The organism is Arthrobacter sp. LAR12-1-1.1, from assembly GCF_040676555.1.
GTDB lineage: Bacteria > Actinomycetota > Actinomycetes > Actinomycetales > Micrococcaceae > Arthrobacter.
Genome location: NZ_JBEGIG010000021.1, coordinates 1 through 26,763, shown reverse-complemented (window position 1 = coordinate 26,763; position 26,763 = coordinate 1). Strand labels below are relative to the sequence as shown.

General features: G+C 68.9%; 23 protein-coding genes and 1 pseudogene. 16 read left to right on the top strand and 8 right to left on the bottom strand.

The features are described 5' to 3' along the window. The coding region (locus MRBLAR12_RS12835) for a hypothetical protein (protein ID WP_364746504.1) at window positions 1-190 on the bottom strand (190 nt) is incomplete at its 3' end. A gap of 431 nt (window positions 191-621) precedes the next feature. On the opposite strand from MRBLAR12_RS12835, the gene MRBLAR12_RS12830 reads away from it, so the two are divergent. From MRBLAR12_RS12830 to MRBLAR12_RS12820, 3 genes are all read left to right on the top strand, one after another. Further along, window positions 622-2,088, top strand: a complete 1,467-nt coding sequence (locus tag MRBLAR12_RS12830) for a hypothetical protein (protein WP_364746502.1) — start codon at window positions 622-624, stop codon at window positions 2,086-2,088. Window positions 2,089-2,187: 99 nt separating this feature from the next. Beyond that, window positions 2,188-2,955, top strand: a complete 768-nt coding sequence (gene nth / locus MRBLAR12_RS12825) for an endonuclease III (protein WP_229993740.1) — start codon at window positions 2,188-2,190, stop codon at window positions 2,953-2,955. Next, complete coding sequence (locus MRBLAR12_RS12820) at window positions 2,952-3,632, top strand: NUDIX hydrolase (RefSeq protein ID WP_229993701.1); 681 nt, start codon at window positions 2,952-2,954, stop codon at window positions 3,630-3,632. Before nth ends, MRBLAR12_RS12820 begins: the two co-directional genes overlap by 4 nt. A 21-nt stretch (window positions 3,633-3,653) precedes the next feature. Here the strand turns inward: MRBLAR12_RS12820 and MRBLAR12_RS12815 are convergent, their stop codons facing one another. Together MRBLAR12_RS12815 and MRBLAR12_RS12810 are read right to left on the bottom strand one after the other, a co-directional pair. Next, window positions 3,654-3,914, bottom strand: a complete 261-nt coding sequence (locus tag MRBLAR12_RS12815) for a YegP family protein (protein ID WP_356815737.1) — start codon at window positions 3,912-3,914, stop codon at window positions 3,654-3,656. A 143-nt stretch (window positions 3,915-4,057) separates the two neighbouring features. Then, a complete protein-coding gene (locus tag MRBLAR12_RS12810) occupies window positions 4,058-5,788 on the bottom strand; it encodes a bifunctional 3'-5' exonuclease/DNA polymerase (protein ID WP_229993702.1) in 1,731 nt (576 codons plus the stop codon). Between the two features lie 135 nt (window positions 5,789-5,923). On the opposite strand from MRBLAR12_RS12810, the gene ssd reads away from it, so the two are divergent. The 8 genes from ssd (at window position 5,924) to MRBLAR12_RS12770 (ending at window position 13,415) form a co-directional block, all read left to right on the top strand. Then, entirely contained in the window at window positions 5,924-7,033 is a 1,110-nt protein-coding gene (gene ssd / locus MRBLAR12_RS12805) for a septum site-determining protein Ssd (RefSeq protein WP_364746500.1), read from the top strand. Beyond that, entirely contained in the window at window positions 7,030-8,370 is a 1,341-nt protein-coding gene (locus MRBLAR12_RS12800) for a TadA family conjugal transfer-associated ATPase (protein WP_364746498.1), read from the top strand. Before ssd ends, MRBLAR12_RS12800 begins: the two co-directional genes overlap by 4 nt. Further along, entirely contained in the window at window positions 8,367-9,263 is an 897-nt protein-coding gene (locus MRBLAR12_RS12795) for a hypothetical protein (protein WP_364746496.1), read from the top strand. Before MRBLAR12_RS12800 ends, MRBLAR12_RS12795 begins: the two co-directional genes overlap by 4 nt. A gap of 13 nt (window positions 9,264-9,276) precedes the next feature. After that, window positions 9,277-9,888, top strand: a complete 612-nt coding sequence (locus MRBLAR12_RS12790; protein WP_364746494.1) for a type II secretion system F family protein — start codon at window positions 9,277-9,279, stop codon at window positions 9,886-9,888. 339 nt (window positions 9,889-10,227) lie between these two features. After that, window positions 10,228-11,934 carry a LamG domain-containing protein gene (locus MRBLAR12_RS12785; protein WP_229993707.1) on the top strand — a complete coding sequence of 569 codons (1,707 nt, stop codon included), beginning with the start codon at window positions 10,228-10,230 and terminating at the stop codon, window positions 11,932-11,934. A gap of 292 nt (window positions 11,935-12,226) precedes the next feature. Beyond that, on the top strand, window positions 12,227-12,526 hold the full coding sequence (locus MRBLAR12_RS12780; RefSeq protein ID WP_229993708.1) for a DUF4244 domain-containing protein: 300 nt from the start codon (window positions 12,227-12,229) through the stop codon (window positions 12,524-12,526). After that, window positions 12,523-12,975: a TadE family type IV pilus minor pilin gene (locus tag MRBLAR12_RS12775; protein WP_229993709.1), complete on the top strand. Its 453-nt coding sequence runs from the start codon at window positions 12,523-12,525 to the stop codon at window positions 12,973-12,975. The genes MRBLAR12_RS12780 and MRBLAR12_RS12775 overlap by 4 nt, the downstream gene beginning before the upstream one ends. Next, the gene (locus MRBLAR12_RS12770; RefSeq protein WP_364746491.1) at window positions 12,975-13,415 is read left to right on the top strand and encodes an Rv3654c family TadE-like protein; all 441 of its coding nucleotides are present in this window, start codon (window positions 12,975-12,977) and stop codon (window positions 13,413-13,415) included. The genes MRBLAR12_RS12775 and MRBLAR12_RS12770 overlap by 1 nt, the downstream gene beginning before the upstream one ends. A gap of 106 nt (window positions 13,416-13,521) precedes the next feature. On the opposite strand, the gene MRBLAR12_RS12765 is transcribed toward MRBLAR12_RS12770, so the two are convergent. Next, window positions 13,522-15,948, bottom strand: coding sequence for a DEAD/DEAH box helicase (locus tag MRBLAR12_RS12765; protein ID WP_364746489.1), 2,427 nt, complete (start codon window positions 15,946-15,948; stop codon window positions 13,522-13,524). Window positions 15,949-16,101: 153 nt separating this feature from the next. Beyond that, on the bottom strand, window positions 16,102-16,794 hold the full coding sequence (locus MRBLAR12_RS12760; protein WP_364746487.1) for a GNAT family N-acetyltransferase: 693 nt from the start codon (window positions 16,792-16,794) through the stop codon (window positions 16,102-16,104). 118 nt (window positions 16,795-16,912) lie between these two features. On the opposite strand from MRBLAR12_RS12760, the gene MRBLAR12_RS12755 reads away from it, so the two are divergent. Continuing rightward, window positions 16,913-17,806: a rhodanese-related sulfurtransferase gene (locus MRBLAR12_RS12755; RefSeq protein ID WP_364746486.1), complete on the top strand. Its 894-nt coding sequence runs from the start codon at window positions 16,913-16,915 to the stop codon at window positions 17,804-17,806. A gap of 34 nt (window positions 17,807-17,840) precedes the next feature. Here the strand turns inward: MRBLAR12_RS12755 and MRBLAR12_RS12750 are convergent, their stop codons facing one another. After that, window positions 17,841-18,386, bottom strand: coding sequence for a DUF6023 family protein (locus MRBLAR12_RS12750; protein ID WP_229993713.1), 546 nt, complete (start codon window positions 18,384-18,386; stop codon window positions 17,841-17,843). Window positions 18,387-18,499: 113 nt separating this feature from the next. After that, the gene (locus MRBLAR12_RS12745; protein WP_364746484.1) at window positions 18,500-18,958 is read right to left on the bottom strand and encodes a hypothetical protein; all 459 of its coding nucleotides are present in this window, start codon (window positions 18,956-18,958) and stop codon (window positions 18,500-18,502) included. A 207-nt stretch (window positions 18,959-19,165) separates the two neighbouring features. Here MRBLAR12_RS12745 and MRBLAR12_RS12740 point away from each other — a divergent pair, with 207 nt between their 5' ends. After that, a complete protein-coding gene (locus tag MRBLAR12_RS12740) occupies window positions 19,166-19,960 on the top strand; it encodes a MerR family transcriptional regulator (RefSeq protein WP_364746482.1) in 795 nt (264 codons plus the stop codon). 208 nt (window positions 19,961-20,168) lie between these two features. Further along, window positions 20,169-21,725: a DUF7059 domain-containing protein gene (locus MRBLAR12_RS12735; protein ID WP_364746506.1), complete on the top strand. Its 1,557-nt coding sequence runs from the start codon at window positions 20,169-20,171 to the stop codon at window positions 21,723-21,725. 57 nt (window positions 21,726-21,782) lie between these two features. On the opposite strand, the pseudogene MRBLAR12_RS12730 reads toward MRBLAR12_RS12735, so the two are convergent. Continuing rightward, window positions 21,783-23,039 (bottom strand): annotated as a pseudogene (locus MRBLAR12_RS12730) (MFS transporter); the annotation flags it as partial. 79 nt (window positions 23,040-23,118) lie between these two features. Between MRBLAR12_RS12730 and MRBLAR12_RS12725 the strand changes: the two are divergent. Continuing rightward, entirely contained in the window at window positions 23,119-23,772 is a 654-nt protein-coding gene (locus MRBLAR12_RS12725; protein ID WP_364746480.1) for an ArsR/SmtB family transcription factor, read from the top strand. Between the two features lie 193 nt (window positions 23,773-23,965). Continuing rightward, complete coding sequence (topA, locus tag MRBLAR12_RS12720) at window positions 23,966-26,704, top strand: type I DNA topoisomerase (RefSeq protein ID WP_364746478.1); 2,739 nt, start codon at window positions 23,966-23,968, stop codon at window positions 26,702-26,704. Window positions 26,705-26,763 lie beyond the last annotated feature (59 nt).

The following is a 26,763-nucleotide window of genomic DNA, read 5'->3' as shown; positions in this document are numbered from 1 at the left end:
GTCCCCGGGCCTGCTTCGCCCAGAACGCGGGGCGGTCGGCGTCGGCCTCGGCGTACTCGCCGGCGGTGACCACCGCATTCGCCGCGAACTCGGCCGAAGGCGCGAACCGGCGGTTCTCCTGGGACAGATTTTCGAAAGCGTCGCCGTTGGCCGCCTGCGTGGCCATGGAGCCTGGTGTCTGCTGGGACATGGTGAACCTCATCATTCATCGATCCGGGCTGCGCGGCCTGCGCGTCGCCTCCACGCCGGGCCGCATGCGCGGCGTCGGGCGGCGGCAGACCGCGGCAGTGCCCGCTGGAGCTGTCTGGAATAAACACTAATACGCGGGTCCGACCAAACGTGCGCCCCGTCACAAACAGCGCCGTGAGCGGTGTTTGTTAAGCGCCGAGTGGTTCGTTGGCGGCCCTGGACGGCGGCCCGGCGCAAGCGTCCGGGATTCGGAAAGCCGGAGAATTCTGCTGTGTCCGCCCTCGGCTTGTCAGCTAGTGATCGGCCAGCCACTTGGCTAGGCTGAGATGAAGTTGTGACATCCGATGGAGGCGACAGGACCCGCTTGGGTACTGTCCTTGCCTGCCGTTAGACGGCGCTGTCCAGAGCGCCGCCATGCTAAGGAGATACGGAATGAACGAGCAAGACAACGGGCAGCTCCGGGCGCCCGCCCAGAGCCAGGGCGGAACGGCGCAGCCGGGGCCCGCCGGGTTCGGGGATGCGCCACGCTTCACGGTGGACAAGAAGACCGGGAAGAAAAACGAAGCCGTCCTCGGTCCCTTCACCATCCGTGACCTGACCGTCTTCGGCTCCACGCTGCTTCTTTTCATCGCCTCGCTGATTCCGATGTTCGCCTTCGCCTACAACCTGTGGAACCTGGGCAGCCTGTTCTTCCTGGGCCTGGGCATCGTGCTTCCGCTCATTGTCACCGCGTTGTTCGTGGCCCGCCGCCTCAGCCCGTCGACCAAGATCCGGATCGGCTCCCTGTCGATCGACCAGTTCGCGTCCGTCGTGGCGTCCTTCACGCTGGCCTTCTTCTTCCTTGCCGCCGCCGGGGCGTTCGTGCCGAGCATGCTGATAGCGCTCCTTGGCGCCTTGGGGCTCTTCGCGGCCACGGTGCTGGCCCGCTGGATCCCGTTCTTTGCCGGTGACTTCCTGGGCCGCGAGGAAACGCCTGCCCACGTCGTGGCCCGTGAAGCTGTCGCCCCGGTGCACAAGCCCCGTGCGCCCAAGACGCCGAAGCAGCCCAAAACAGCCAAGGACTCCGCGGGAACAGGTGCATCCAAGGCGGCGGCATCCGGGGCAGCCGTATCCGGTGCGGCCGAGTCCGGGGCGGCCGCGGGCTGGGCCAAGCGCCCGGCCAGCGGCGGCCCGGCCACCGCCGGCCCGGTCACCGGCGGCCAGTCAGCCGCACCGGCGGCAACTTCACCGGCCGCGCCTTCAGTCGGGGCACCTTCAGCCGGGACCCCTTCCGCGGGCGCGGCATCCGCTGCGGCCCCGGGGGCTGCGGCTCCCAGCGCGCCGGAGACCCAGATCTCGGGCGTTGTACCAGCAGCCGGCGCGGCTGCTGCAGCGCCGGCGGGCGCGTCAACGCCGTCGACGCCGGCCCCGTCCGCCGTGTCGGCCCCGTCCGCCGTGCCGGCCCCGGCCGCCGCGGAACAGACCCGGACTGCCGGCGTCCCTGCCCCTGCCGGTGCCGCTGCCGCCAGTGCCGCGGCACCCCTTGCGCAGACCCCGCCCGCCGCTGAGCAAACCCAGGCTGCCGGCGTCCCGGCGGCTGCCGGCGGCAGTGCGCCGACCACCGTCAACCCCCAGGTCCGGCCCCAGGAGCAGGTCCGGGCGCAGGAGCCCATCGGCGCCACCGTGGATCCCGCGAGCCGGCCCGCGGAGCACGATGTCCACCCGGTGCACGAGGCGTTCTGGTTCGCCGTCGCACAGCCCCGCACCGCCGTCGACGAGCGCACCGGGGCCCCGGCGTTCGTCATTGAACCCGGCGGCTGGGTCCTTGCCCTTGAGGACCGCGGCAACGAATTCCTGGTTCAGCACACCGACGGCCGGCTCGGCGTTTTGCGGGACCTCAGCAACATCGAACGCGGTTAGCCCGCCCCCGTGACCACGGCATCCGGCAGCACGGTATCCGGCACCCCGGACTCTGGGAGCGCCAAGACCCGTGCGCCGGGGGCGTCCGGGGAGTCTGTCCTGGCGCTCAAGCGCCGCGCGCGCCGGATCAACCGGGAACTCGCGGAACAGTACCCCTATGCCCACGCGGAGCTGGACTTCCGCAGCCCGTTCGAGCTCGTGATAGCTACCGTGCTGTCCGCGCAGACCACGGACGTGCTGGTCAACCAGATCACGCCCCTGCTGTTCGCGCGCTACCCGGATGCGCGGCGGATGGCGGAGGCGGATCCGGCCGAGCTGGAGGCCATCATCAAGCCCACCGGTTTCTATCGCGCCAAGGCCAGAAATCTCCTCGCGCTGTGCACCCGGCTTGTGGACGAGTACGACGGCGAGGTGCCGGGCCGGCTGGAGGACCTGGTGACGCTGCCCGGCGTCGGGCGGAAAACCGCGAACGTCGTGCTGGGCAATGCCTTCGGCATCCCGGGCATCACGGTGGACACCCACTTCGGCCGCCTGGCGCGGCGCTTTGGCTGGACGGAGTCCGATGATCCGGTCCGGATTGAGTCCGACGTCGCTGAGCTGTTCGAGCCGAAGGACTGGACCATGCTCTCGCACCGCGTCGTCTTTCACGGCCGCCGCGTCTGCCACTCACGCAAGCCGGCCTGCGGCGCCTGCGCCGTCGCCAACTGGTGCCCCAGTTACGGCGCCGGCGAGACCGACCCGGAGAAGGCAAAGAAGCTGCTGAAGTACGAACTCGCCCCCGGGCAGGAGGAGCTGCTGGCCCGGTTGCGGGCCGAGACACACCGCGCCGCCGAAATCCGGATGGAATCGCAGAGGAAGCAGCCGTGACCGCGCGCCAGGACCTCGCCGACCTCGTTGCCGCGGTGGAGGCGGGGACGGCGCCGGCCCCGGATCCGCGCTGGCGGGAACTCGCCGTCGAACCCGGCGAGCGGGTCCGCAGGGCCGCCGTGCTCATGCTCTTTGGCGCGCTGGACAACGTTCCGGCGTTGTCCGAGAAGTTGCTTGCTCCCGCCGATTTGGACGTGCTGCTGCTGCAGCGGGCCCAAACCCTGGAGGACCATCCCGGACAGGTGGCGTTTCCAGGCGGCGGGATCGACCCGGGTGAATCCGTGGTCGATGCGGCCCTTCGCGAGGCGGAAGAGGAGACCGGGCTGAACCCTGCGGGCGTGGACGTGCTCGGCGTGATGCCTGAACTGGCGCTGCCCCGGGGAAATTTCCTGGTCACCCCGGTCCTGGCCTGGTGGGCCGCCCAATCGCCCGTCCGGGTGGTCGACTACGGTGAATCCGCGCAGGTGTTCCGTGTTCCGGTCCGGGACCTGCTGGACCCGGACAACCGGGTGATGGCAACGGTCAGCCGGGCCGGACAGACGTTCCAGAGCCCCGCCTTCACCGTCAACGGCGTGGTGGTGTGGGGTTTTACCGGGATGATCCTGAACCAGCTTTTTGAACAGCTGGGCTGGGCCGTTCCCTGGGACCGTGCGCGGCTCTACGGGATCGATGTGTGAAGCCCGCAGGCCACCGCACTGCTAGCTGGTGGCCACCGCCCTGCCCGCAAGGGGAGCGAGTGCCCGTCCTCCTGCCCTGCTGGCGGCGACTCGCCTGTGCGTACCGGAACGATCCACAACCAGGCCTGTCGCGGCATTCTCGCGCACGGCGTTGATGCCCGCCGCCGCGCTTTTGATGGAGCTGAAGAGCGGGGACACGGCCACTACCGTGCCATCCGCCGCCGTCAGCCTGAAGAAATATGCCTTGTCGCCAGCCTGCGCGATCTCAAAAGTGCCAGCCAAACCTGTGCCTCCCCAATATCCCTTGCGTCGTTGCAATAGCCGGCGGTTCGTACGGGAATTCGCCGGCCTTCTCGAGGGTAGCCCGGTGACGGAGCCCACACAACGCTACCGACCGGTACGTTACAGGCAGTGATATCGGTCACTCATTTGGCGTTGTCGTACGAGTCCACGACGGCCACGCTGACCGGAAATTCCACCGGAATGCGGCCGAACAACAGCTCCTTGGCGGCAGTTGCGGACTCCTCGATCGCCTTGATGCAGTCACCGACGGCGGATTCGGGACAGTGGACCATGACTTCGTCGTGGAGGAAGAACACCAGTTCGCCAGCGGCTGCGCCGTCCGACCGCATGGCGCGCAGCCGGCGTCGCAGTTCCGCGAGCCAGCACGCCGCCCAGTCAGCGGCCGAGCCCTGGACCACGAAGTTCCGGGTGAAGCGGCCGCGTGAGCGTGCGATTGAGTCCGCCCGGCGCTGTTCTTCCGCGGTGGTGGAGTGCTGGCTCTGCAGCCAGCGTTCCGACGGCGGCGGGCTGCTCCGGCCCAGTCGAGAGGTGACGGTCCTGCCGGCTTCGCCGTCGCGGGCAGCCTGCTCGACGAAGCCCACGGCGCGGGGGTAGGTGCGGGCCAGTTGCGGCATTAGCCGTCCGGACTCGCCCGTGGTCGCCCCGTAGATTGCCCCGAGGAGGGCAACCTTGGCTTTGGCCCGGTCGCCGCCGAAGCCCTGTGCGGCAATGCCCGCATAGAGGTCCTTGTCCCGGGCTGCCTCGGCCATTTTGGAATCCTGCGCCAGCGCCACCAGCACCCGCGGTTCCAGCTGCGAGGCGTCGGCAACGATCAGTTTGTGGCCGGGATCGGCGTGGACGGCGCCGCGGACCTGGCGCGGGATCTGCAGCGCCCCGCCGCCCCGGGACGCCCACCGGCCGGACACCACGCCGCCCACCACGTACTCGGGCTGGAACCTGCCGTCCTTCACCCACGTATCCAGCCACACCCAGCCATTGGCAGCGTGGAGACGGGCCAGCTTCTTGTAGGCCAGCAGCGGCACGATCGCGGGGTGGCTGGATTCCTTCAGCTCCCACTGGCGGGTGGTCTTCACTTCGATGCCGTTGCGGTGCAGGGCGCGCATGAGCTCCTGCGGGGAGTCCGGGTTCAGCGCCGGCGACTTCAGCAGCAGCCGGAGTTCGGCCGTGAGCGATTCGAGTTTGGCCGGACGCTGGCCCGGAGCCGGGCGGGGTCCGAGGTGATCCGCGAGAATCCGCTCGTGCAGTTCCTCCCGCCACGGGACGCCGGTGTGTTGCATTTCAGCCGCGATCATGGCCCCGGCGGATTCCGCAGCGAGCAGCAGTTGCAGCCGTTGGCGCCGGCCGGCGTCGGCGACGATCGCCGTGCCCGCGGCCGACCCCGCCTGCCTCAGCGCCTCCTGCTGGGCGGCGTACTCGGCGCGAAGAGCCTCAAGGGACTGGCCGGGGCGCCGACCAGGAGTCGGGGCGTCGAACAAGGCACCCTGTTCCGGCGGCGGGGCGGGGGGCTGCAGGCCCCGCGGCGGCTGGTGCAGCTCGTCATCCTGCGTCAGCTTCTCCGCCGCCTGCGCATAGCCGGTGTGGGCGGTGAACTCCGAGTGGGCCAGGATCGACCCGCACAACGTGAGGTCGTAGCAGCGCTCGAGTTCCACCCCGGCGCCCAGCAGCGCCGGGTACCAGTCCTGCGTGCGGTGCCAGATCCAACGCGGCTGCCGCTCCTCGAGCCCGCGCACAACTGCGGCGAGGTCGCCGGCCCTGACAACCCGGGGTTCCGGATTGGACGGTTCAGGGACACCATCCGCCGCGAGTTGCTGCAGCGCCGCGCCGTCGGCGTGGGCAGCGAGCAGCAGGTACATAGGGTCAATTCTGCCCTGCTCCGGGGCGTGGTCCGTGCGCATTTCCTGGTCTCGGGTGCAGGAAAGCCGCGAAGCTTGTCCACATAGCCCACGACGGCGGTTACGCTGCGCTTCCGGCCCGGGCAAAGTGGCAGCATGAACAGGCACCAGGAACGTGGTCCAGGCACGCCGCCCCCGCCCGGGCCGGGGCCCTGGATCCCCGGGGATTCTGCGGAAACCCTGCTCGTCACCGGGGTCGATGTGCTGCGCAGCGAGGTGGAACGCATCGTCGCTGCGGCCGGCGGCCAGTTGCGGACGGTGCAGGACGTTGCCGAGGCCGCACCGTTCTGGGACGCAGCGGCCGCCGTGCTGGTGGGCAGCGACATCCGCGAGTTGCCGCCCCGGCGGAGGGCCCCTGCTGTGCTGCTCGGCCTCAAAGGCGACGGGGACGGGCTGTGGCATCTGGCCGCCTCCATCGGGGCCGAACGCGTCGCGGTGCTGCCGGACGCGGCCGCCTGGCTGGCGGAACACCTGAGCAGGTCCCGCGCGCCGGAAGCCGGTGGACTCGTGCTGGGTCTCACAGGCGGCTGCGGCGGTGCCGGGGCCACGACGGCCGCCATCTGGATCGCCCAGTCCGCCGCCGGAACCGGGATCCGCGTGTTGCTGATCGACGGCGACCCCTGGGGTGGCGGCCTGGAACTGGCGTTGGCCGCCGAGGACGCCCATGGGCTCCGCTGGCCGGATCTGGCCGGGGTGAGCGGCAGCATCGACCCCGCCCAGCTGGACGATGCGCTGCCGGTCGCCGGCGGATTCTCCTTCCTGTCGTGGCCGGGGACCCGGGACCGTGCCGCCGGTGTGGACGCGAGCACCGTGGCCGCGGTTCTCGATGCCGCCCGCCGCGGCTGCGAGCTGGTCGTACTGGATATTGGCCGGGATCGGGAGGCACTCCGGGCCTTCGCCGGGGAATGCGACCGGGTTATCGTTGTTGCGCCCGCCCGGCTGCGGGCCGCCGTCGCCACAGCCTGGCTGCTGCAGGAGCTGCCTCCCGTGGACACGGCGCTCGTGGTCCGGGCCAGTCCCGGCGCCGCCTTGGAAGCGCCGCTGCTAGCGGACTCCGTGGGGCTTGTCCTTCAGGGCATCATGCCGGACATCAGGGGTCTGGCCGGAGCAACTGAACTCGGCCGCCTTCTGGAAGCCGGCCGGCAGCGCGCCGTCCGCCGGTTCGCCGCCGGAGTCCTTGACCTGAACGGAGGAGATGACTCATGAGTGCCCATGCGGCCGCGGAACCCGCCGACACCGAACAGCCCACCCGGCGCGCACCGGGCCGCCGCCGTTCGCAGGGATTTCTCGACCAGACGCTGCTGGAGTCCGTGCGCGAGTCTGTCATGGCAGATGCCTCCCCGGTGACCCCGTCGCGGGTCGCTGCCGCGGTCCAGGCGAGCGGACGGCTGCTCGGCACGGCCGGCGCCCTGGCTGCGGTGGAAAGCATCAGCGCCGAACTGAACGGCCTGGGCCCCCTGCAGCCCCTCACCCGGGACCCCGCCGTGACGGACATCTTTGTCAACGCGCCGGACTCGGTGTGGCTGGACCGCGGCGGCGGTCTGGAAAAGGCGTCGGTCGTCTTTTCCGGGGAGCCGCAGATCCGGGCCCTCGCCGCGAGGCTGGTGGCAGCCGGCGGCCGCCGCCTGGATGACGGTTCGCCGTGCGTCGACGTCCGGCTCGACGGCGGCTACCGGGTGCATGCGGTGCTGCCGCCCATTTCCACGGCCGGAACGCTCCTGAGTGTGCGCATCCGCCGCGCCACAGTCTTCTCCCTGCCCGAACTGAGGCGCGACGGCATGTTCGGGACCGGGACTGTCGGGGGCCTGGTCCAATCCGTGCTCGAGCGCATGGTGGCGTCCAGGCTGAGCTTCCTCATCAGCGGGGCCACCGGCTCCGGGAAAACCACGTTGCTGGCGACGCTGCTCGGACTCTGCCACCCCGGGGAGCGGCTCGTCCTGATTGAGGACGCCGCGGAACTGAATCCGGTCCACCCGCACGTCGTCTCGCTGGAATCCCGGCACGGAAACCTGGAAGGCGGCGGTGCCGTGGACCTGGGCGAACTGGTCCGCCAGGCCTTGAGGATGCGGCCGGACCGGCTCGTGGTGGGCGAATGCCGCGGCGCTGAGGTCCGCGAGCTGCTCTCGGCCATGAACACCGGCCACACCGGAGGCGGCGGGACCATCCACGCGAATGAGGCCGCGGCTGTGCCTGCCCGGTTGGCGGCCCTTGGCGCGCTCGCCGGCATGGGCCAGGACGCGGTACGGCTGCAGGTCGCCAGTGCGATCGACGCCGTCGTGCATGTCGAGCGGACGGAAACCGGGCGCCAGATCGCGAGCATTGGAATTATGGAGGCCGACGACTCGGGCCTGGCCGTCACCGCCGCACTGGAGATCCGACAGGGCCGCCTCCGCTTCGGCCGGGCCTGGCCGCAGCTGGCGCACCGTCTCGGCCTGGATCCCGGGTTGGCCGGGGCCGGCCCCTCCGAGCTAGAGGAGGCGCGGCCGGCCGAGCGGCCGCCGGGTTCCGGACAGGAACCCCCGAGGGCATGGACGCTGCCATGACCGCCCTCCTGATCATCGCTTTGGCCCTGGCCGTGTGGCTGGCATTTCCCTCCCCGCGCGCGGCCGGTCAGCGTACCGGCAGGGCATTGCAAGGAACCGGCACGGGAAGTTCCGCCGCCGACGGGCAGCCGCGATCCCGCCGGCGAGGTGACCGTGAGAGATTCGGCCGTGTGCGCGGTGGAGGATCCGCAGGCGCCGGACCCGTCCCAATGACCGCCGTGGTCCAGCAGCTGGCCGCGCTGCTGAAGGGCGGACGCATCCCCGCCCGGCTGTGGGACGAACTGTGGGTCCTGTACGGCGGGGACGCTGCGCGGGGCGGGTCCGCGGGCCACATGGCGGGTCACGGGTCCGCCCGCGACCGGGCCCGCGCAGACTCCGGAGCGGTCCTCGGCCAGGAGTCCCTCAGGATCCTTGCGGCCGCGCGCGCGGCCGCCCTGCGCGGGTCCTCCGTGGCCGCGGCCATCCGTCGCGAGGTCTCCGGCGGATCAGCGGGTGAGGGCACCGCCCTCGCAGGCATGGGGGCCGTGGGCGTGCGGGCCCGCCGCGAGGTTCGCGTCTGGGGCGAGCTCGCCGCATGTTTTGACACGGCCGAGGCCAGCGGTTGCCCGCTGGCCGATGTCCTGGCGCGCTTTGCCGCCCACCTTGAGACGGAGGACGACGCCGAGGCCGCCCGGCAGACCGCCTTGGCTGGGCCCCGCGCAACTGTCCGTCTGCTGACTTGGCTCCCGCTGTCGGGCCTGGCTCTGGGCCTGCTGCTCGGCGTGGATCCGGTGGCGACACTGCTGACAAACCCCTGGGGCATCGCGGCGTTGGCCGCAGGTTTGGCGCTGACCGCCGTCGGCCGGCTGTGGTCCTCAAGGCTCGTCCGGGCCGCGGCGGAATCCTCATCGTGACGCCGCGGCTGCCGTGAGGCCCGAACTGGCCGGATTCGTGGTGGCCGCGGGCCTCGCCGGTGCAGTCATCGTGGTCCTCGCCCGCCCGGACCGTGTCCGCCGGCGGCTCCGGCGCCAATTTCGGGCCGCGGCTGACCCGGCCGCCCGAAGCCCGGCGCCCCCCGACGCCGGCCGGCACGGACGTCACAGCTTCCCAGGTCTGCGGGATACCGCCATGATGCTGGAACTGATCGGCGCCATGCTGGATGCAGGAGCCGGGCTTGGCCGGTCCCTCGAACTCGTCGCCGCCCTGGTGCCACCGGAACTCGGGCGGCAGCTTCGGCCGGTTGTGTCGGCACTCGCAATCGGCGCCGACTGGGACACCGCATGGCGCAGTTCGGGGGCCCGGGCGCACCAGCTCCTCGCCCTGCGTGACGCCCTTTGCTTCGCCGCTCTCACCGGCGCCCCCTCCTCGGCGCTCCTCTATGCCCAGGCGGCCCGGCTTCGCCGCGAACGCAACAGGGCTGCCGAGCAGCGTGCGGCGGCGCTCGGCGTGAAACTCGTGGTGCCGCTGGGCCTGTGCTCCCTGCCGGCGTTTGTGTGCCTCGGCGTGGTGCCCGTCCTCCTGGGGCTGCTCCCGGCCTGACGCCGCCGGCCCGGGGGAGCGCCGGGGCCCAAGGTTTATTCAAGTTGCTGGGGGATACCGTTGGGGCAGGCACCGTCGGAGTATGAGCGGTCTCGTGCGTCGGCTACTCACAGCGCTTCCATGGCGCCTCGAATCCCGGAGTTACTGGGGTCTCGTACCGTGTGGGAGCCATGCCAGGGGGGCAGATCAATGATTCGACTGCAAAAAACGGGCGTGATTGCAGCGCTCAACCTACTAGTGTTGGCCGGTTTGGTGGTCGGTGCCAGTCCGGCGTCCGCCGCCGTGCCGACCTGCCAGCCGGGAGCGCCGCAACCGACCAACCAATTCCCGGGCACAACGGTGATTGCCACGAACTTCGAGTCGGGAAGCCTCACGACCGCAGGCTTCAGCGCGCCAGCCACGGCCGGGACCGGCACGGCCGATGTCTCCTCCGCTGAGCAACACTCGGGCCGCTGCTCGGCCCATGTTCACGTCACGACGGCGGCCGGTTCCCTGGCCAATTTCTCCGCGCCGCTTCCTGCCGGCAGCAACGACGTCTACGCCGACGGCTGGTTCAACGTCACCAAGCCAGGCGTCGCGGGCAACAACGTCCCCTACTTCCGCTTCTTCAACGGGAACACCCGGTTCGTGGATGTCTTCCGCGATAACGGCGCTGCCGGCGCCCTGTGGCTGCGCGTGGCGGCGCCTGACGGAACACTGAAATACACGCCGATGAAGGTGAACGTCCCGCTCGGCACGTGGCATCATCTGGTCATGCACGTCGTTCCCAACGGAGCCTCCTCCACGGTCGAGGTCTTGTTCGACGGAAAGACCGTCTATTCCAGCAAACAGGTCGCCACCCGCTTTAACGCCGTCACCAAGATGCAACTCGGCGCGGAGCACCGACGGCAGGCCGGCGACAGCTACATTGACGACGTCGTCATCAAGGCCGGCAAGGCCGGTGGCCAGCTTCCGGGAACGTTCAATCCCATCGCTCCCACCCGTGTCCTGGACACCCGGAACGGCTCTCCTGTCGCTAGGGATTCTGCCGTGTCGTTCCAGGTCGCGGGGGTCAACGGCATCCCTGCCCAAGTGTCCGCCGTCGTCTTCAACCTCACTGTGACGCAACCGCGCTCCGTCGGATTCATCACCGCCTACGCGTCCGGCACAGCGCGTCCCAACGCGTCCAACCTGAATTTCTCCGCCGGGCAGACTGTGCCCAACCTGGTCACGGTCCCCGTGGGCGCCAACGGAAAGGTCACGCTGTTCAACCGGTCCTCGGGATCGTCCCAGCTGATCGCCGACGTGACGGGCTATTACGTCACCGGAACGCCCAGCACTGCGGGCTCGTTCAAGGGCGTTTCTCCCGCCCGGCTTCTGGACACCAGGAACTCATCGGCTGTCGGTGCGGATTCAGCGGTGTCCTTCCAGGTCGCGGGGGTCAACGGAATCCCGGCATCAGTATCTGCGGTGGTGTTCAACCTGACGGTGACCCAGGCACGTTCCCTGGGCTTCGTGACCGCCTACCCTTCCGGAACGGCGCGGCCCAACGCGTCCAACCTGAACTTCTCCGCAGGCCAGACGGTGCCTAACCTGGTCACGGTGCCCGTGGGTGCTAACGGAAAGGTCGCGCTGTTCAACAGGTCCTCCGGTACGACTCACCTGATCGCCGACGTGGCAGGGTACTACCTGCCGGGAACGCCCACTGCTACGGGTGCGTTCAAGGCGATGGGACCACTTCGGATCCTGGATACCCGGAACACCTTCTCGGTCGCAGCGGATTCGCCGGTGTCCTTCCAGGTCGCAGGGGCCCGCGGCGTACCGGCAGGTGCGTTGGCAGCTGTCTTCAACTTGACGGTCACCTCGCCCAAGTCCTTCGGCTTCGCCACCGCCTACCCGGCCGGCTCAGCACGGCCCAATGCGTCCAACCTGAACTTCGCCACCGGACAGACCGTACCGAACCTGGTCTCGGTCCCGCTCGGTCCTGACGGAAAGGTGGCGTTGTTCAACCGGTCCGGGGGATCCGCCCAGTTCATCGCCGACCTCGCGGGGTACTTCCTCCCCTAGCAAGGCCTACGTGAAGTTCTGAACACCCAACTGAACCCGAGAGACTGTCGTCGCAGTACGGACCGCAGCCCCTCGGGTTCAGTGCTGTGGCGAGCCGGGCACGGCCTGGCCGGTGCCTTGCGGTCCGTTGGCCGCCCGGTGACCGCCGGCCAGTTCTCCTCCACAGCAGGCCACGCCGCCACCTTCGGGCATGTTTTCCACTTGGCGCAGACGCGGGCTTACGGCGCAACGCCCAAGCCGGGAGAGTCGAATCAGCCGGCGATCAGGCCGGTGTCCCGTGGAAGGAAAACAGATGTCAATCAATCAGGACACACCCGCTGCAAATCGCACCGCCGCAAATCGCATGGATTCGGGGGAGGGCGGCGGTGCCGAGGTGTATGAAATCTATCCCGGCGCCAGCTCGGTGGTTCCCGTTCAACCGCACGGACGCTCCGGGCCGGCGTCCGCGCAGGCGGGAATGGCCACCGCCGAATATGCCATCGCAACCCTCGCTGCCGTGGGGTTCGCCGGGGTCCTCGTCTTCATCATGCGCAGCGATGAGGTCCGCGGTTTCCTCCTGAACCTCATCCGGACAGCGCTCACGCTGCCATGAACGAAATCTGGCGCGCTGAAAGGAGTGCGCACAGGGGGGAGCCGCCGCCAACCACGGAGTGCCGCGGGGCCGTCACTGCCGAGTTCGCCGTGGCGTTGCCCTCGGTCGTCCTGCTGCTCGCCCTGCTGCTCGCGGGTTCGGCGGCCGGGGTGACGCAACTCCGCGTCGAGGAAGCGGCCCGCGGCGGTGCCCGTGCACTGGCGAGGGGAGCCGGGGCCGGCGAAGTCGGAGAGATTGTCCGACGGCTCGCCGGCGAAACTGCAGGATCCGAGGTGACGCTCGACGGCGAATGGCGCAGGGTCACCGTTACCGGCCGCGTCCCCGGGGCAGTCGGGTCCCTGATTCCGTGGGCACTCAGCGCCAGTGCGTGGGCGCGTTCGGAGGCCCCCGGCGCGGCACAACAGCCCCGGCTGGATGGTGCATCCCCTACCCCGTGGCAGGACACCTGATGCCGGCCGCACATGCCCGGGCCCACCGGCCGCGGCCCCGAAATCCGGCTCCCGTCCGTGCCCCGCACCGCTGCCTGCCTTCAGAGCGGGGCTCGGGGACCGTCTTGGCCCTGGGACTCGGGCTGGTCGTCATCATGGCTGTGGTCTTGCTGCTGCTTCTTGCCCAATCGGCCGTCGCGGCGTCAAGGGCTGCCGCGGCTGCCGATCTCGCGGCGCTGGCCGCCGCGGACGCGGCACGGGGAATCACGTCCGGCGAGCCCTGCGCAGTGGCCAGGGAGGTTGCTCTGAAGAACAACGCCGCGATGATTGCCTGTTCTGAAGGCCCGGACACCACGGTCCAGGTCCGCACCGAGCTTAGCGCGGGACCGTTCCTCGGGGTGGCCACGGGGCTGGCCCGAGCGGGACCGCCCCCTGCGCCGGGGAGCGGGAGTACACCGTGAGTAATTCCCCCTTCCCTGCCGGATGCCAGGAGCCGCGAATCTGCCCGCGGCTGGCCCCGCCGGCGTGCCACCGCCGTGCGCCGCCGAAGTGCGGCCGGGGCGAGGTTCAGGCCCGGAGCGGTTGGGCGGGCTTATCTCCCGACGTCACGGCCGCGGACGCCGTAGTGCCGGGGTTGCCGGCATGCATCAGTTCGCTGGCGTCTTTGAGCAGCACGTCGATCAGTGTCACGGCAGCGTCCTTGTCGAGCGGGTTGTTCTTGTTGCCGCACTTGGGTGACTGGACGCAGGAGGGGCAGCCGGACTCGCATTCGCAGGCCTTGATGGCGTCGCGGGTGGCGGTCAGCCACAACCTGGCCTTGTCGTAGCCGCGTTCGGCAAAACCGGCCCCGCCGGGATGGCCGTCGTAGACAAAGATGGTGGGCACCCCGGTGTCGGCGTGAATGGCCGTGGACACTCCTCCGATGTCCCAGCGGTCGCTGGAAGCCACGAGCGGCAGGAGGCCGATGGCCGCGTGCTCGGCAGCGTGCAGGGCTCCGGGGAACTGTGCCTCGATCAGCCCGGCGCCGGTCAGCGAGCGGTTGTCCACGACAAACCAGACCGCCTTGGTAAACAGGTCCCTGGCGCCCAGTTCCAGGGGTTCTTCGCCGAGGATCTCGTTCGAAATCAATGCCTTGCGCTGGAAGGAAACCACCTGGGTTGTCACTTTCACATCGCCGAAATGCACGGCCACATCGCCCCACTGGGTGGTGCGTTCCGTTTCGAGGACCTCGATCTGGGTCACGTCCCGTGCGGTGGTGTAGTAGTCGGGGTTCGCCCGGCGCACCATCACACAGTGGTCGTCCTCATTCAGGTCCTCCACCACGTAGCTGTCGCCCTGGTGGACGTAGATGGCGCCGGTGTGGGCCTGGTAATGGGTCTGGGGCGAATCCATGGTGCCGAGCAAGGAGCCCGTCTCGGCATCCACGATGCTCACCGGCCCACCGCCGTCGGCCCGGAGGTTCACCATGGCGGCGGCACTCTGCGGATGGGTCCAAAACCATCCGGCCGGCCGTTTGCGCAGGTAGCCCTGCAGAACCAGCCGGTCCAGCAGCTTTTCCGACGTGGCCCCGAAGAGCTCCAATTCGGCGAATCCGAGGGGAAGTTCCGCAGCGGCGGCGCACAGGTGCGGGCCCAGGACATATGGATTGGAGGGATCGAAGACCGTGGCTTCCACCGAGACGTCGAAAATCGCCTCGGGGTGGTTCACCAAATACGTGTCCAGCGGGTCGTCGCTGGCCACGAAGGCCGCGATCGCGTCCTGGCCGGCGCGGCCCGCCCGGCCGATCTGTTGGAACAACGACGCGCGGGTGCCCGGCCAGCCTGCGACCAGCACGGCGTCAAGTCCGGAAATGTCGATGCCCAGTTCCAGCGCCGACGTGCTCGAGACGCCCAACAGTTCACCCGAGCGCAGAGCCTTTTCCAGCGCCCGTCGCTCCTCAGGCAGGTAGCCCGAGCGGTAGGCGGCCACACGCTGCGGCAGGCTGGGGTCCACCTCGTCGAGGAGGCGCTTGGCGATGGCGGAAATTGTCTCTGCCCCGCGCCTGGACTTGATGAATGCGATAGTCCGGGTGCGGGAGGACACCAGGTTGGCCAGCAGGTCGGCGGTCTCGGCGACGGCGGTCCGGCGCTCCTTGGCACCGTTTTCGCCCCGGAGTTCTGTCAGTGCAGGTTCCCAAAACGCCACGGTGGTGGACCCGTGGGGGGAGCTGTCTTCGGAAACGGCACGAACTGGTGCGCCGATCAGCCTGCCGAAGGACTGCTCGGGGTCAGAGGCCGTGGCGGACGCCGCGATGAACACAGGTCCGGGATGCGAGCCGCCGGGGCTGTAGTAGGCACAGATTCGACGCAGCCGGCGCATGAGGTTTGCGACGTGGGAGCCGAAGACTCCGCGGTAGCTGTGGGCCTCATCCACGATCACATAGCGGAGGCGCCTGAAGAACCTGGCCCACCACGCATGGTTCGGGAGGATGCCGAAGTGCAGCATGTCAGGGTTGGCGAGGATGAAGTTCGCATGGTCCCGGATCCAGCGCCGGGAAGCGGGATCGGTGTCGCCGTCGTAGGTTTCGGCACGGACGGTGGGGAGCTTCAGCGCCCGGATCGCTGCTAGCTGGTCGGCGGCCAGTGCTTTGGTGGGGGACAGGTAGAGGGTCACGGCGCCGTCGTCGTGGATTTTCCCGGGATCGGACAGGACCCTGAGCTCGGAACGGTGGATCGCGTCCAGGGCAGGCAACTGATAGGCCAGTGACTTGCCGGACGCCGTGCCGGTGGCAATGACCACGTGCTCTCCGGCGTGGGCCAGCTCGGCGGCCTGGACCTGGTGAAGGTAGGGCTCGTGGATGCCCAGGGAACCGTACGCGTTCACGAGATCCGGGTGGGACCACTCCGGCCACGGCGCATTGACGGCCTCGCGGGCCGGGATCGTCCGCACATGACGCAGCTGTTCCGGGTCCGGGCCTCGGCCCAGCAACGGAATCAAGGACTCATGCGGGTTCACTCACATATTCTTTCATCCGGCCTCAAATCGCCCGCCCGGCAGCCACTGCGGCTTCGGTTCGGCGTCCGGCCACACGGAAAGCACGCAGGGGCGCCCAGCGGACGGCAGATTGCCCCGGGCGCCCGTTCCCGGGCGGCAAACGCGGGCAGCGCCTCAACCGACGGACAGGTCCGCCCCTTCGTCCGACGTCGACAACATCAGGACGTGGCACACCATGCGCCAGCCGAGGTGGGAATAGAGCTTTTGGCCGTCCAGCGAGGCGAGCAGCAGCCCGGAGTCGACGTCGTGTTCGAACGCCTGGGCCGCCAGGGCCTTCATGATGAAGCTGCCCAGCCCCCGCCGCTGGTACGCCGGTGAAGTCACGATGTTGTCGAAGATGGCGGTGTGTCCCACCACGAAAACGCGTCCGCTGGCCGCGACCTCCTCGCCTGCGCTGACCACCGCGTGGTGGACCCCGTCCGTCCGGGACGTCGCAAGCTTGAGGTCATCGTCCGAAAGCCAGGGGTCTTCCGAATCCTGAGTCTCCATGTCCACGATCATCATGGTCTGGGAAGCCGAGGTGACGTGGATGCCGTGCCGCTGTCCCAGGAATGTGTACCGGGCCACATCGTTGGTGAGGACCGTGAGGACTCTGGCCGGAACTTCAGCTGCCTTCGCTGCTAGCGCCGCGAACTCCTCATCGGAGGGATCGTAGGCGAAGTATTCCCATTCGTGGGTGGTGTCCGCGCGAAAGGCCGCGGGGAACCGTCCCTCCCTGCGCGTCTCATATCCGCGGCAGCCGGCCCATCCGGCAACCCAGACTTCCAGCAGGTGGGTGGTGTCTTCAACCATGGCGTCAAGACTCATGTGATGAGCGTATTCCAGCCGTGCCGCAAGCAACAGTGGCCGGGTCGGGGGAAGGCCGCTTGCTTATCCAATTGTGACTGTCGCCCGGCCCCCCGTTCCAGCCAGTACCCTTAAAAGCGTGGCTTTGAACAGGATTGTGCTCTTTTACGGATTCACCCCCCTCGCTGACCCGGACGCCGTCCGGCTCTGGCAGCGGGCCCTGTGCGAAAAACTCGGGCTAACCGGCCGCATCATCCTTTCCAAGGACGGCATCAACGCCACGGTCGGCGGCGAACTGAATGCCGTGAAGCAGTACGTCAAGGCCACGCGGGAGTACAGGGGATTCCACGACATCGACGTGAAGTGGTCCGACGGCGGTGCGGCAGACTTCCCGCGGCTCAGCGTGAAGGTGCGGGACGAGATCGTATCCTTCGGCGCCCCGGGCGAGCTCACAGTCGACGCCGGCGGAGTGGTGGGCGGCGGAACGCACCTCAAGCCCGAGGAACTGCACGAACTCATTGAAGCCAAGAAGCAGCAGGGCGATGAGGTGGTGTTCTTCGACGGCCGCAACGGCTTCGAGGCCCAGATCGGCAAGTTCAAAGACGCGGTGGTCCCCGACGTCGCCACTACCCATGACTTCATCAAAGAACTCGACTCGGGCAAATACGACGCCCTCAAGGACAAGCCTGTTGTCACCTACTGCACCGGAGGCATCCGCTGCGAAGTGCTCTCGAGCCTCATGGTGAACCGCGGGTTCAAGGAGGTCTACCAGCTCGACGGCGGCATCGTCCGCTACGGCGAGGCCTTCAAGGACCAGGGCCTGTGGGAAGGCTCCCTGTACGTGTTCGACAAGCGCATGCACCTCGAGTTCAGCGGGGACGCCAAGACCATCGGCGAGTGCGTCCGCTGTTCGGCGCCCACGAGCAAATTCGAAAACTGCTCGAATCCGAGCTGCCGGACCTTGACGCTCTATTGCGCCGAGTGCGCCGCCAGCCCCGAAACCCTGCGATGCCCCGAAGGCTGCGCGGCCTAGGGCACGATCCGGGCTTTTGGCCGGCGGGGAACGCTCAGATGCGGCTCACCCGGTAGGCGAAGTTCGCCGGTCCGTTCGCATCGACTTTGATCGAGAGCGAGGCAGCTGCGGCCAGATGCACCACGTTTACCCTGGTCGTCCCGCACCGGAGACTCAGGTCCACGAGTTCGTCCTCACCGTTCTCGATGGAAAAGGACACCCGGCGGGTGCTCCGGCAAGCCAGGGTCAGGGCGTAGGTGCCCTGGGGCAGCAGGGTGGTGCTCTCTATCCGCTCCTCGTCGGCCTCCAGCGTCCCGAAACCCGTATGGAAGACCTGCCCCGCGGCGTCGGGCAGCACGTCATGGACCCAGGCGTCCAGCTCCGCGCCCGACACCGGCTCGTTGAGGTGGGGGTCCCGGGGCAGGGCGGCGTCAGTGCTCGGCGGCGCGGCAGCGGTGGGCGAATCATCGTCCCAGTGGTCGGCGCTGTATTCGTATTCGCAGCCGGACAGGACCGCCCCGAGAAACACCGCAACTGAGAGCACCACGGCGGCCGCCGGGGTGCGCCGTCGCGGCACCCTGCTGGCCGGCACAGTTGGCATACCCTGAGATTAGGGCTGCCTCGGATCAAACGCCAGAGGCCAAAGGACCGGGTCGGCCCGGCCCATCAGAGGGGCACTGGGCCGGACCCCGGGGCCCAGGCTGCGGGCCGTTCTTACTCGGATGCTGCCAGGTGGTAGGCGTAGATGAGCGGGGCATCCACACTGGACGTGCTGAGCGTAACCTCGCCCGTGGCCGGCACCTTGATGCGGGCGGTTTCGCGGCTGCCGTTACAGGCGGCTCCTGCTTCGGCCAGCTGGCTGCCGTCCAGGCTCACGGCGAAGAACGCCTTGCCGCCGCCGTCGCACGTCATGGTCAGCGTGTAGGTGCCGGCGGGCACGCCGGAAGCGGCCCGGACGATCGGATTCCGGTTCAGGATTTTGCCGGCATCCTCCAGCACCGTCCCGGGGACCGGGGGCAGGGCGGTGGCCTTCCACGCCGGGACGTCGGCGCTCTCAACCGAACCGGTCGGGGAACATGCCGTCGCGGCCAGTACGACGACGGCGGCAGCCGCACCTGTGAGCGTCCGCCGGAGCAGCCGTGAAGCCGGGGCGTGGGAGGAAGGGGAAACCATGCCTCAAACTTACCGTCCCGCAGGCTCGCGTCCGGCCGCACGGACCTTCCAGGCGCCTTCTCCCGCGGACCCTTGACTTTGACGTTGCGTCAAAGTTTAGAGTCGTAAGACGGGCCGGCTGACGCCGGTCGGCACGGCAACAGCACACCCGAAGTTAGTGGGAACAGGCCAGAGGGAACAGGCCCGAGGGAACAGGAAGGTGGAGGCATGGACTGGTCCGTTCAGCAGATCGCGAAATTGGCCGGCACCACCGGCCGGACTTTGCGTCACTACGACGACATTGGCCTGCTCAGGCCCAGCCGTACCGGCAATAACGGCTACCGGTATTACGGCCAGGAGTCCCTGGTCCGCCTGCAGGGGATCCTGCTCCTGCGCGAGTTGGGGCTCGGGTTGCCGGCGGTCGCAGAGGTGCTCGGCAACGAGTCGGACGCGGAGCATGCACTGCGCCGGCATCTGGCATGGCTGCAGCAGGAACAGGACAGGCTGGGGCGGCAGATTGCTTCGGTCCGTCACACCATTGAGGCATTGCAAACGGGGGGAAAGATCATGGCGGAGGAAATGTTCGACGGTTTCGACCACACCAAGTACCAGGAGGAAGTCCAGCAGCGGTGGGGCAAGGATGCCTATGCGACGTCGGACACCTGGTGGCGCGGCATGGGGGCCGAGGAGAAGGCTGCCTGGACGGAGCAGTCCCGGAAGCTTGGCGCCGACTGGACGGCCGCTGCGCAGTCGGGGGTCCTGGCTGACAGCCCTCAGGCGCAGGACCTGGCCCGGCGCCACGTCGAATGGCTCCGGGGTATCCCCGGCACCCCGGCGGCGTCACCTGCCGCAGGCGGCCCCACAGGTGGCAACAACGGGGCAGGTCCGGACATTAGGGGGTACGTGACGGGACTCGGCGAGATGTATGTGGCCGACCCCCGGTTCGCCGCGAACTACGGCGGTGCCGACGGAGCGGCCGTTGTCCGGGACGCCCTGAAAATCTATGCGGAGACCGAGCTCTAGCCGGACCCGCACTGCCCGGAACCAATCCCGGAACCAATCACGGAACCAACCCCGGGACTAAACTTGTCCGGTGACTTCCTCAGCGCAAGGCCCCGCCGCGCCGGCTCCCTCAACGCCGGCCCGTTCAACCCAGGCTCCCTCAACCCCCTTCACAGCCGGAAACACTCCGGACGCCCCGCGGAGCGACCTCCCAGGCCGCCTCGAGGCCCTGGCCGGGGACCTGCGCGCCGTTGGCTACACCGTGGACGGGGTTGCGGAGCTGCTCGGCGAGGCTGCGCACTCCGCCCTCGGCCGGGACCAGCTCATCCCTGCACTGATCGTCACCGGGCGCTCCCTCGGGGAGCCGGCGACGGCGGCGCTCGCCGGCGTCGTGCGTCTCTGGCTCCTGTCCGAGCCGCAGCGCGCGCAGACCCTCGACGCCGCCCTCCCCGGCATCCGCACGGAGGGGCTGATGGAACTCGGCCTCGTGGAGCCGTCGGGCGGGGACCTGGTCCAGGCGAAGGTGGACCTGAGGCCCTACGGCTGGGACCCGACCGTGGGGGAGGACGGTGCCGGTGATGGCGGAGCAGACCTCTGGGTGGCCAGCGACCTCGCCGCCCACCAGCGCGCAGGCGTTCTCCGCCACGACCACGTCCTGGGGATCGGGCAGGCCTCCACCACCCTGGTCCAGGTCACCGCCCGCCGCCATGTTGCCAGGGCCCTCGATCTCGGCACAGGCTGCGGCATCCAGACCTTTCACCTGCTGCACCATGCCGAGCATGTGACCGCCACGGACATTTCCGAACGCGCACTGGCGTTCACCCGGTTCAACCTTCTGCTCAACGCCGACCCGCTGCACCTGGACCCGGCCGACCTCGACGCCCGCGTCAGCCTGAGGCTGGGGTCGCTGCTGGAACCGGTCGCGGAGGAGGAGTTCGAACTGGTGGTGTCCAACCCGCCGTTCGTCATTACGCCGCGCAGCCTCGGCGAGGCCGCCACGGACCAGTTCACGTATCGCGACGGCGGCCTGCCGGGGGACGAGATTGTGTCGTCACTGGTCCGCGCGCTGCCCTCTGTCCTTGCCCCGGGCGGAACGGCCCAGCTCTTGGGCAACTGGGAGATCACGGCGGGTGCCGGCTGGACCGAGCGGCCCCAAAGCTGGGCCAGCCCGGCCGCCGACGTCTGGTTCATCCAGCGCGAGCAGGTGGGCCCGGAGCAGTATGCCGAAACTTGGCTGCAGGACGCCTCGGAAAACCGCGACCGCCGGCTCTACCAGGACTCTTACGCGGCCTACCTCGATGACTTCGCCTCGCGCAATGTGGCCGGGATCGGCTTTGGCATGATTTGGCTGCGGCGGCCCGCCGACGGCGCCGGGCGGGTGCTTTCCCGCTTCGAGGAGATCACGTACCCGATCGAACAGCCGGTGGGGCCACAGCTGGGCGCCGCCGTCGAACGCGCCGACTGGCTGGCCGCCCATGATCTGGCTGCCGCCCACCTGCTCGTCGCCGAGGACGTCACCGAAGAACGGCACCAGCGCCCGGGGGCGGAACACCCCGGCGTCATCCTGCTGCGGCAGGGTGCCGGGCTGCGCCGCACCAACCTGCTCAGTACGGAACTGGCAGGCTTCGTCTCAGCGTGCGACGGCGACCTGTCCGTCGGGCAGATCATCGGCGCCCTCGAGGCGCTGCTGGGAGGCTACGAGGGGTTTGACGCCACGCAGTTCCGCGCTGGCCTCCTCGAGGAAGTGGGGAACCTGGTTCGCGACGGCTTCCTGCTGCCCGGCTGAGACGGCGTCCGCCGCCTCAGCCGCCGCCTGAGCCGCCGCGGATTCGCCGGCGTCCTCCCGGCCAAACCGCGGCAGCACGTACGCGGTCAGGGCCAGGGCCACCAGCACCCCGGCCGCCCCGGTGAGCACGAAGCTGGCGCGCACCGGAACCAGGGCGCCCATGAGCCCGCCCAGAGCCAGCGCGCCAATGGAAACGGCGCGCGTCATCCCGCCGACGATCGCCATCGCCTGGCCGCGCCCGCTTTCCGGAATCCGCAGGATCGCGATGGCCCCGAAACAGGCGTTGAGGACGCCGCAGGCCACCCCCGTCCCCGTGTAGGCCACAAAGAGCAGTTCCACGCTGGGGACCACCCCCGTCAGGACCAGGAAGGCCGAGGCTGCGGCCATGGAGGCCAGCAGCACGCGCAGCCGGACCCGGGGCGCCGTGATCCTCCCGGCCATCGCCGCCCCGGCCGCCATGCCGAGGCCGAAGGCTGCGGACAGGAGGCCGTACTGCGTCTCGGTGGCGCCAAGTTCGTCGCGGGCAAGGAACACCTCGAGCACGTTGGTGGCTTCGCCGACGACGATGAAGAACATCGCACCCAGGACCAGGGCCCAGACCAGGCTGTCCCGTCGGATCAGGCGCAGTCCGTCGAGCAGCGCGGGCTTCGCCTTGCCGGCCCGTTCGGCCGCCGTGCCGCGGCGGGTCCGGATCAGCAGGGCGCCCAGCCCCATGGCAACGTAGCAGCCGCTGGCCACGGCGAAGACCAGTCCGGTCCCGCCCCAGCCGCTGAGCAGGCCGCCCGCGGCGGGACCGGCCATGCCCGCGATCATGATGGTCGCCTGCATGGTGCCCATGGCGCGCGGGGTGCGGTCCTCGCCGACGATCCGCGGCAGCAGGGCCTGCCAGGTGGGTCCGGCCACAGCCTGCGCCGCGTCGAGCAGGAACGTCATGGCAAACAGCACAGGCAGATAGTTCTCCAGGTACTGCATGCCCAGCCCCATGCCGGCTACGGCGGCGGCGCTGACGGCGGAGCTAGCCGTCGCCAAGGTGCGGGAATCCATGGTGTCGGCGAGCCGGCCGGCCCACGGGGCCAGCAGAACCAGCGGCAGCGCCGAGCACAGCAGGTACCCGGCCACCAGCCAGGGCCAGGCGACAGGCGTTTCGCCGGCGGCGGCAGCGTTTTGCAGGTGCAGCATGACGCTGACGACGACGGCGCCCATCCCCGCCGTTGCCACGAACCGGGCGGTGCCGGCGAGCAGGAAGTCGCGGTTGCGCCACAGGGGCTGCGCCGTTGATGCGGAAGTGGACGATTTATGAAGTGTTTGTTTCATAAACAGGAAAGTAGCGCGGGCCTGGAATAGATGTCAAGCATTTCTTTCATAGTTTGGAGAGGCTGGATACACTGGAGGAGTGAACGCAGAAACCCCGTCGGCGGAGTCCACGGCTCCGCCGGCCGCCAGGCGCCGGCACCGTCCGGAGAAGCAAGTGGAAATCACTGACCCGAAGGCGATCCGGGCCCTGGCCCACGCCGCCCGGCTGGAGGTCATTTCCGAACTGTATTCCACCCAGGCGAGCCGGACGGCCACCGAGCTTGCTGCGCAGACCGGCCTGACTCCCAGTGCCATGAGCTACCACCTGCGGGCACTGCAGAAGTGGGGCATCGTGGTTCCCGCAGCCACCGCCGGGGACGCCCGGGAGCGGCGCTGGAAGGCCGCCGGCACCGATTTCACCATCCACTCGCTGGGGGGAGTGGCCAGCCCGGAGCTCGCCGTCCTGGACCTCGAGCTCGACGCCTACCGCCGCCGGGCCCGTGCGTACGCCCAGGCCCGCAACGCCCGCCGCGAGAACGGCGACACCGCGGACGGTCCGTCCTCGGTGGTCCTTGCCAGCAACCTGTTGTATCTGACGCCGGACCAGCGGGCCGAACTGACGCGGCGGGTCTTCGACCTTCTGCGAGACTACGAACTCGAAGATCCGGACCACGTGCCCGAGGGCGCCGAACGCATGGCCACGATGTGGTCGATGATTCCGGACGACCGCGGACCGGCCGCCGGCAAGGCCTGAGCCCGCCGCCGGCACCGCCGGATCTTGCAGCCGGAGCGTCGTCACAGGCCGCCGGACACGCGGTCATATTGCGGCCGGAACCCACCTCCGCGGGGCCGCCATTTCCGGCCGGATGCGCGGGATTCTGCAAAATATGGTGAACTAGGCGGGTATGGGCGCATCTGCCCGAGCCACCTTTTTCTGTAGGAGCACCGTGCCAAGCAAGGCCAAAACCGGCAAGAAACTCGTGATTGTGGAGTCTCCCGCCAAGAGCAAAACCATCGCCAAGTACCTCGGCGAAGGCTTCATCGTGGAGGCCTCCATCGGTCACATCCGCGACCTTCCGCAGCCCTCGGAGCTCCCCGCGGAACTGAAGAAGACCCCGCTGGGCAAGTTCGCCGTCGACATTGACAACGACTTCAAGCCCTACTACGTGGTGTCCTCGGACAAGAAGAAAAAGGTTGCCGAGCTCAAGGCCCAGCTCAAAGATGCCGACGCTCTCTATCTCGCAACCGATGGGGACCGCGAGGGCGAGGCCATCGCGTGGCACCTGCTGGAAGTGCTCAAGCCCAAGGTTCCCGTCTACCGGATGACCTTCGGCGAAATCACCAAGGAAGCCATCCACCGCGCCATGGACAACCTGCGCGACGTCGACCAGGACCTGGTGGATGCCCAGGAGACCCGGCGCGTCCTGGACCGGCTCTACGGCTATGAGATCTCCCCCGTGCTCTGGCGCAAGGTGGCCCGCGGCCTCTCCGCCGGCCGCGTGCAGTCTGTCGTCACCCGCATGGTGGTGGACCGCGAACGCGAGCGGATGGCCTTCAAGGCCGCCTCCTACTGGGACCTCACCGGCCAGTTCGGCGCCGGTTCCGGCTCCTTCAAAGCCAAACTCGCCGCCGTCGACGGCGCCAAGGTCGCCAGCGGCCGGGACTTCAACGACAACGGCGAACTCACCTCGCGCAACGCCGTCCACCTCAACGAGGAACTCGCCGCCTCGCTCGCCGCGGGGCTGCAGGACGCCGAATTCCGCGTCCGCTCCGTCGACACCAAACCGTACACCCGCCGGCCGGCCGCGCCGTTCACCACCTCCACCCTGCAGCAGGAGGCCGGCCGCAAGCTGCGCTTCTCCTCGAAGAGCACAATGCAGGTGGCCCAGCGCCTCTACGAAAACGGCTACATCACCTATATGCGTACGGACTCGTCCGCGCTGAGCAACGAGGCCATCACGGCCGCCCGGCGCCAGGCCTCCGAGCTGTACGGCCCCGAGTACGTGCCGCAGTCGCCGCGGGTCTACAGCGGCAAGGCAGCGAACGCGCAGGAAGCCCACGAGGCCATCCGACCCGCCGGTGACTCCTTCCGCACGCCGGCCCAGGTGGCCAAGCAGCTCTCGGGCGACGAATTCCGGCTCTACGAGCTCATCTGGAAGCGCACGGTCGCCTCGCAGATGGCTGATGCCAAGGGCTCCACGGCCACGATCCGCCTCGGCGCCGTGACTGTTGGCAACCCGGCCGATCGCCGCGACGCCGAATTCTCGGCGTCGGGCACCGTCATCACCTTCCCCGGCTTCCTCGCCGCCTACGAAGAAGGCAAGGACGAAAGCCGCGGCGATGACGAGTCCGAGGAAGCACGCCGGCTGCCCAACGTGGCCAAGGACGACGCGCTCACCGCGACCGATATTGTCGCCGTCGGCCACGAGACCTCGCCGCCGCCGCGCTACACCGAAGCCTCGCTGACTGCGGAGCTGGAAAAGAAGGGCATCGGCCGCCCGTCGACCTATGCCTCCACCATCTCCACGATCCAGGACCGCGGCTATGTCCGGAAGCAGGGCTCCGCGCTGGTCCCGAGCTGGATCGCGTTCTCGGTGATCCGGCTCCTTGAGCAGCACTTCCATGACTATGTGGACTACGAGTTCACCGCCGACATGGAAGCCGACCTGGACAAGATCGCCAACGGCCAGGCGGCCGGACCAGCCTGGCTCAAGCACTTCTATTTCGGTGAGGATTCCGAGCCCGGCCTGCTGAGCATCGTGAACAACCTCGGTGAGATCGATGCCCGCGAGATCAACTCCATCCCCATCACGGACGCGATCACACTCCGGGTCGGCAAATTCGGCCCGTACCTGGAAAGCTCCACCGCGACGGTGGATCCCGAGACCGGCGAAGTGGTTGAAGCGGCCCGCGCCAACGTCCCGGAGGACCTGGCCCCGGATGAGCTCACCGCCGCCAAGGCCGTTGAACTCATGGAGACCGCCGCCCCGGAGGAGCGCGTCCTCGGCGCGGACCCGCATACCGGGCACACCATCGTGGCCAAGAACGGCCGCTACGGCGCCTACGTCACCGAGATCATCCCCGAGATGACCGAGGAACAGCTGGCCAACCAGCCCGTTGAGTACTACAAGAACGGCAAGCCCAAGCCGGCGAAGAAGCCCGTCAAGGCCAAGCCGCGCACCGGATCCCTGTTCGCGTCCATGGGCGTGGACACCATCACGCTGGACGAGGCCCTGCAGCTCATGAGCCTGCCCCGCGTGCTCGGCCAGGACGCCGACGGCAACCCGATCACGGTGCAGAACGGCCGCTTCGGCCCGTACCTGAAGAAGGGCACGGACTCCCGCTCGATCGGCTCCGAAGAGGAGATCTTCACGATCACGCTCGAGGCGGCGCTGGAGATCTACTCGCAGCCCAAGCAGCGCGGCGCCCGTGCCGCCGTGCCCCCGCTGGCCGAATTCGGACCGGACCCGGTCTCGGAGAAGAACATCGTGGTGAAGGAGGGCCGGTTCGGCCCGTATATCACCGACGGCATCACCAACATCACCGTGCCGCGCAGCACCTCGGTCGAGGAGTTGACCAGGGAACAGGCCGTCGAACTCCTGGCCGAAAAGCGGGCCAAGGGCCCGGTCAAGCGCACGACGACGGCCCGCAAGGCGCCCGCCCGGAAGGCCCCGGCCAAGAAGTAGGCCAGCCCACCGAAATCGCCGGAAACGCGCGGATTCGCCGGAAAATACCGGCGAATCCG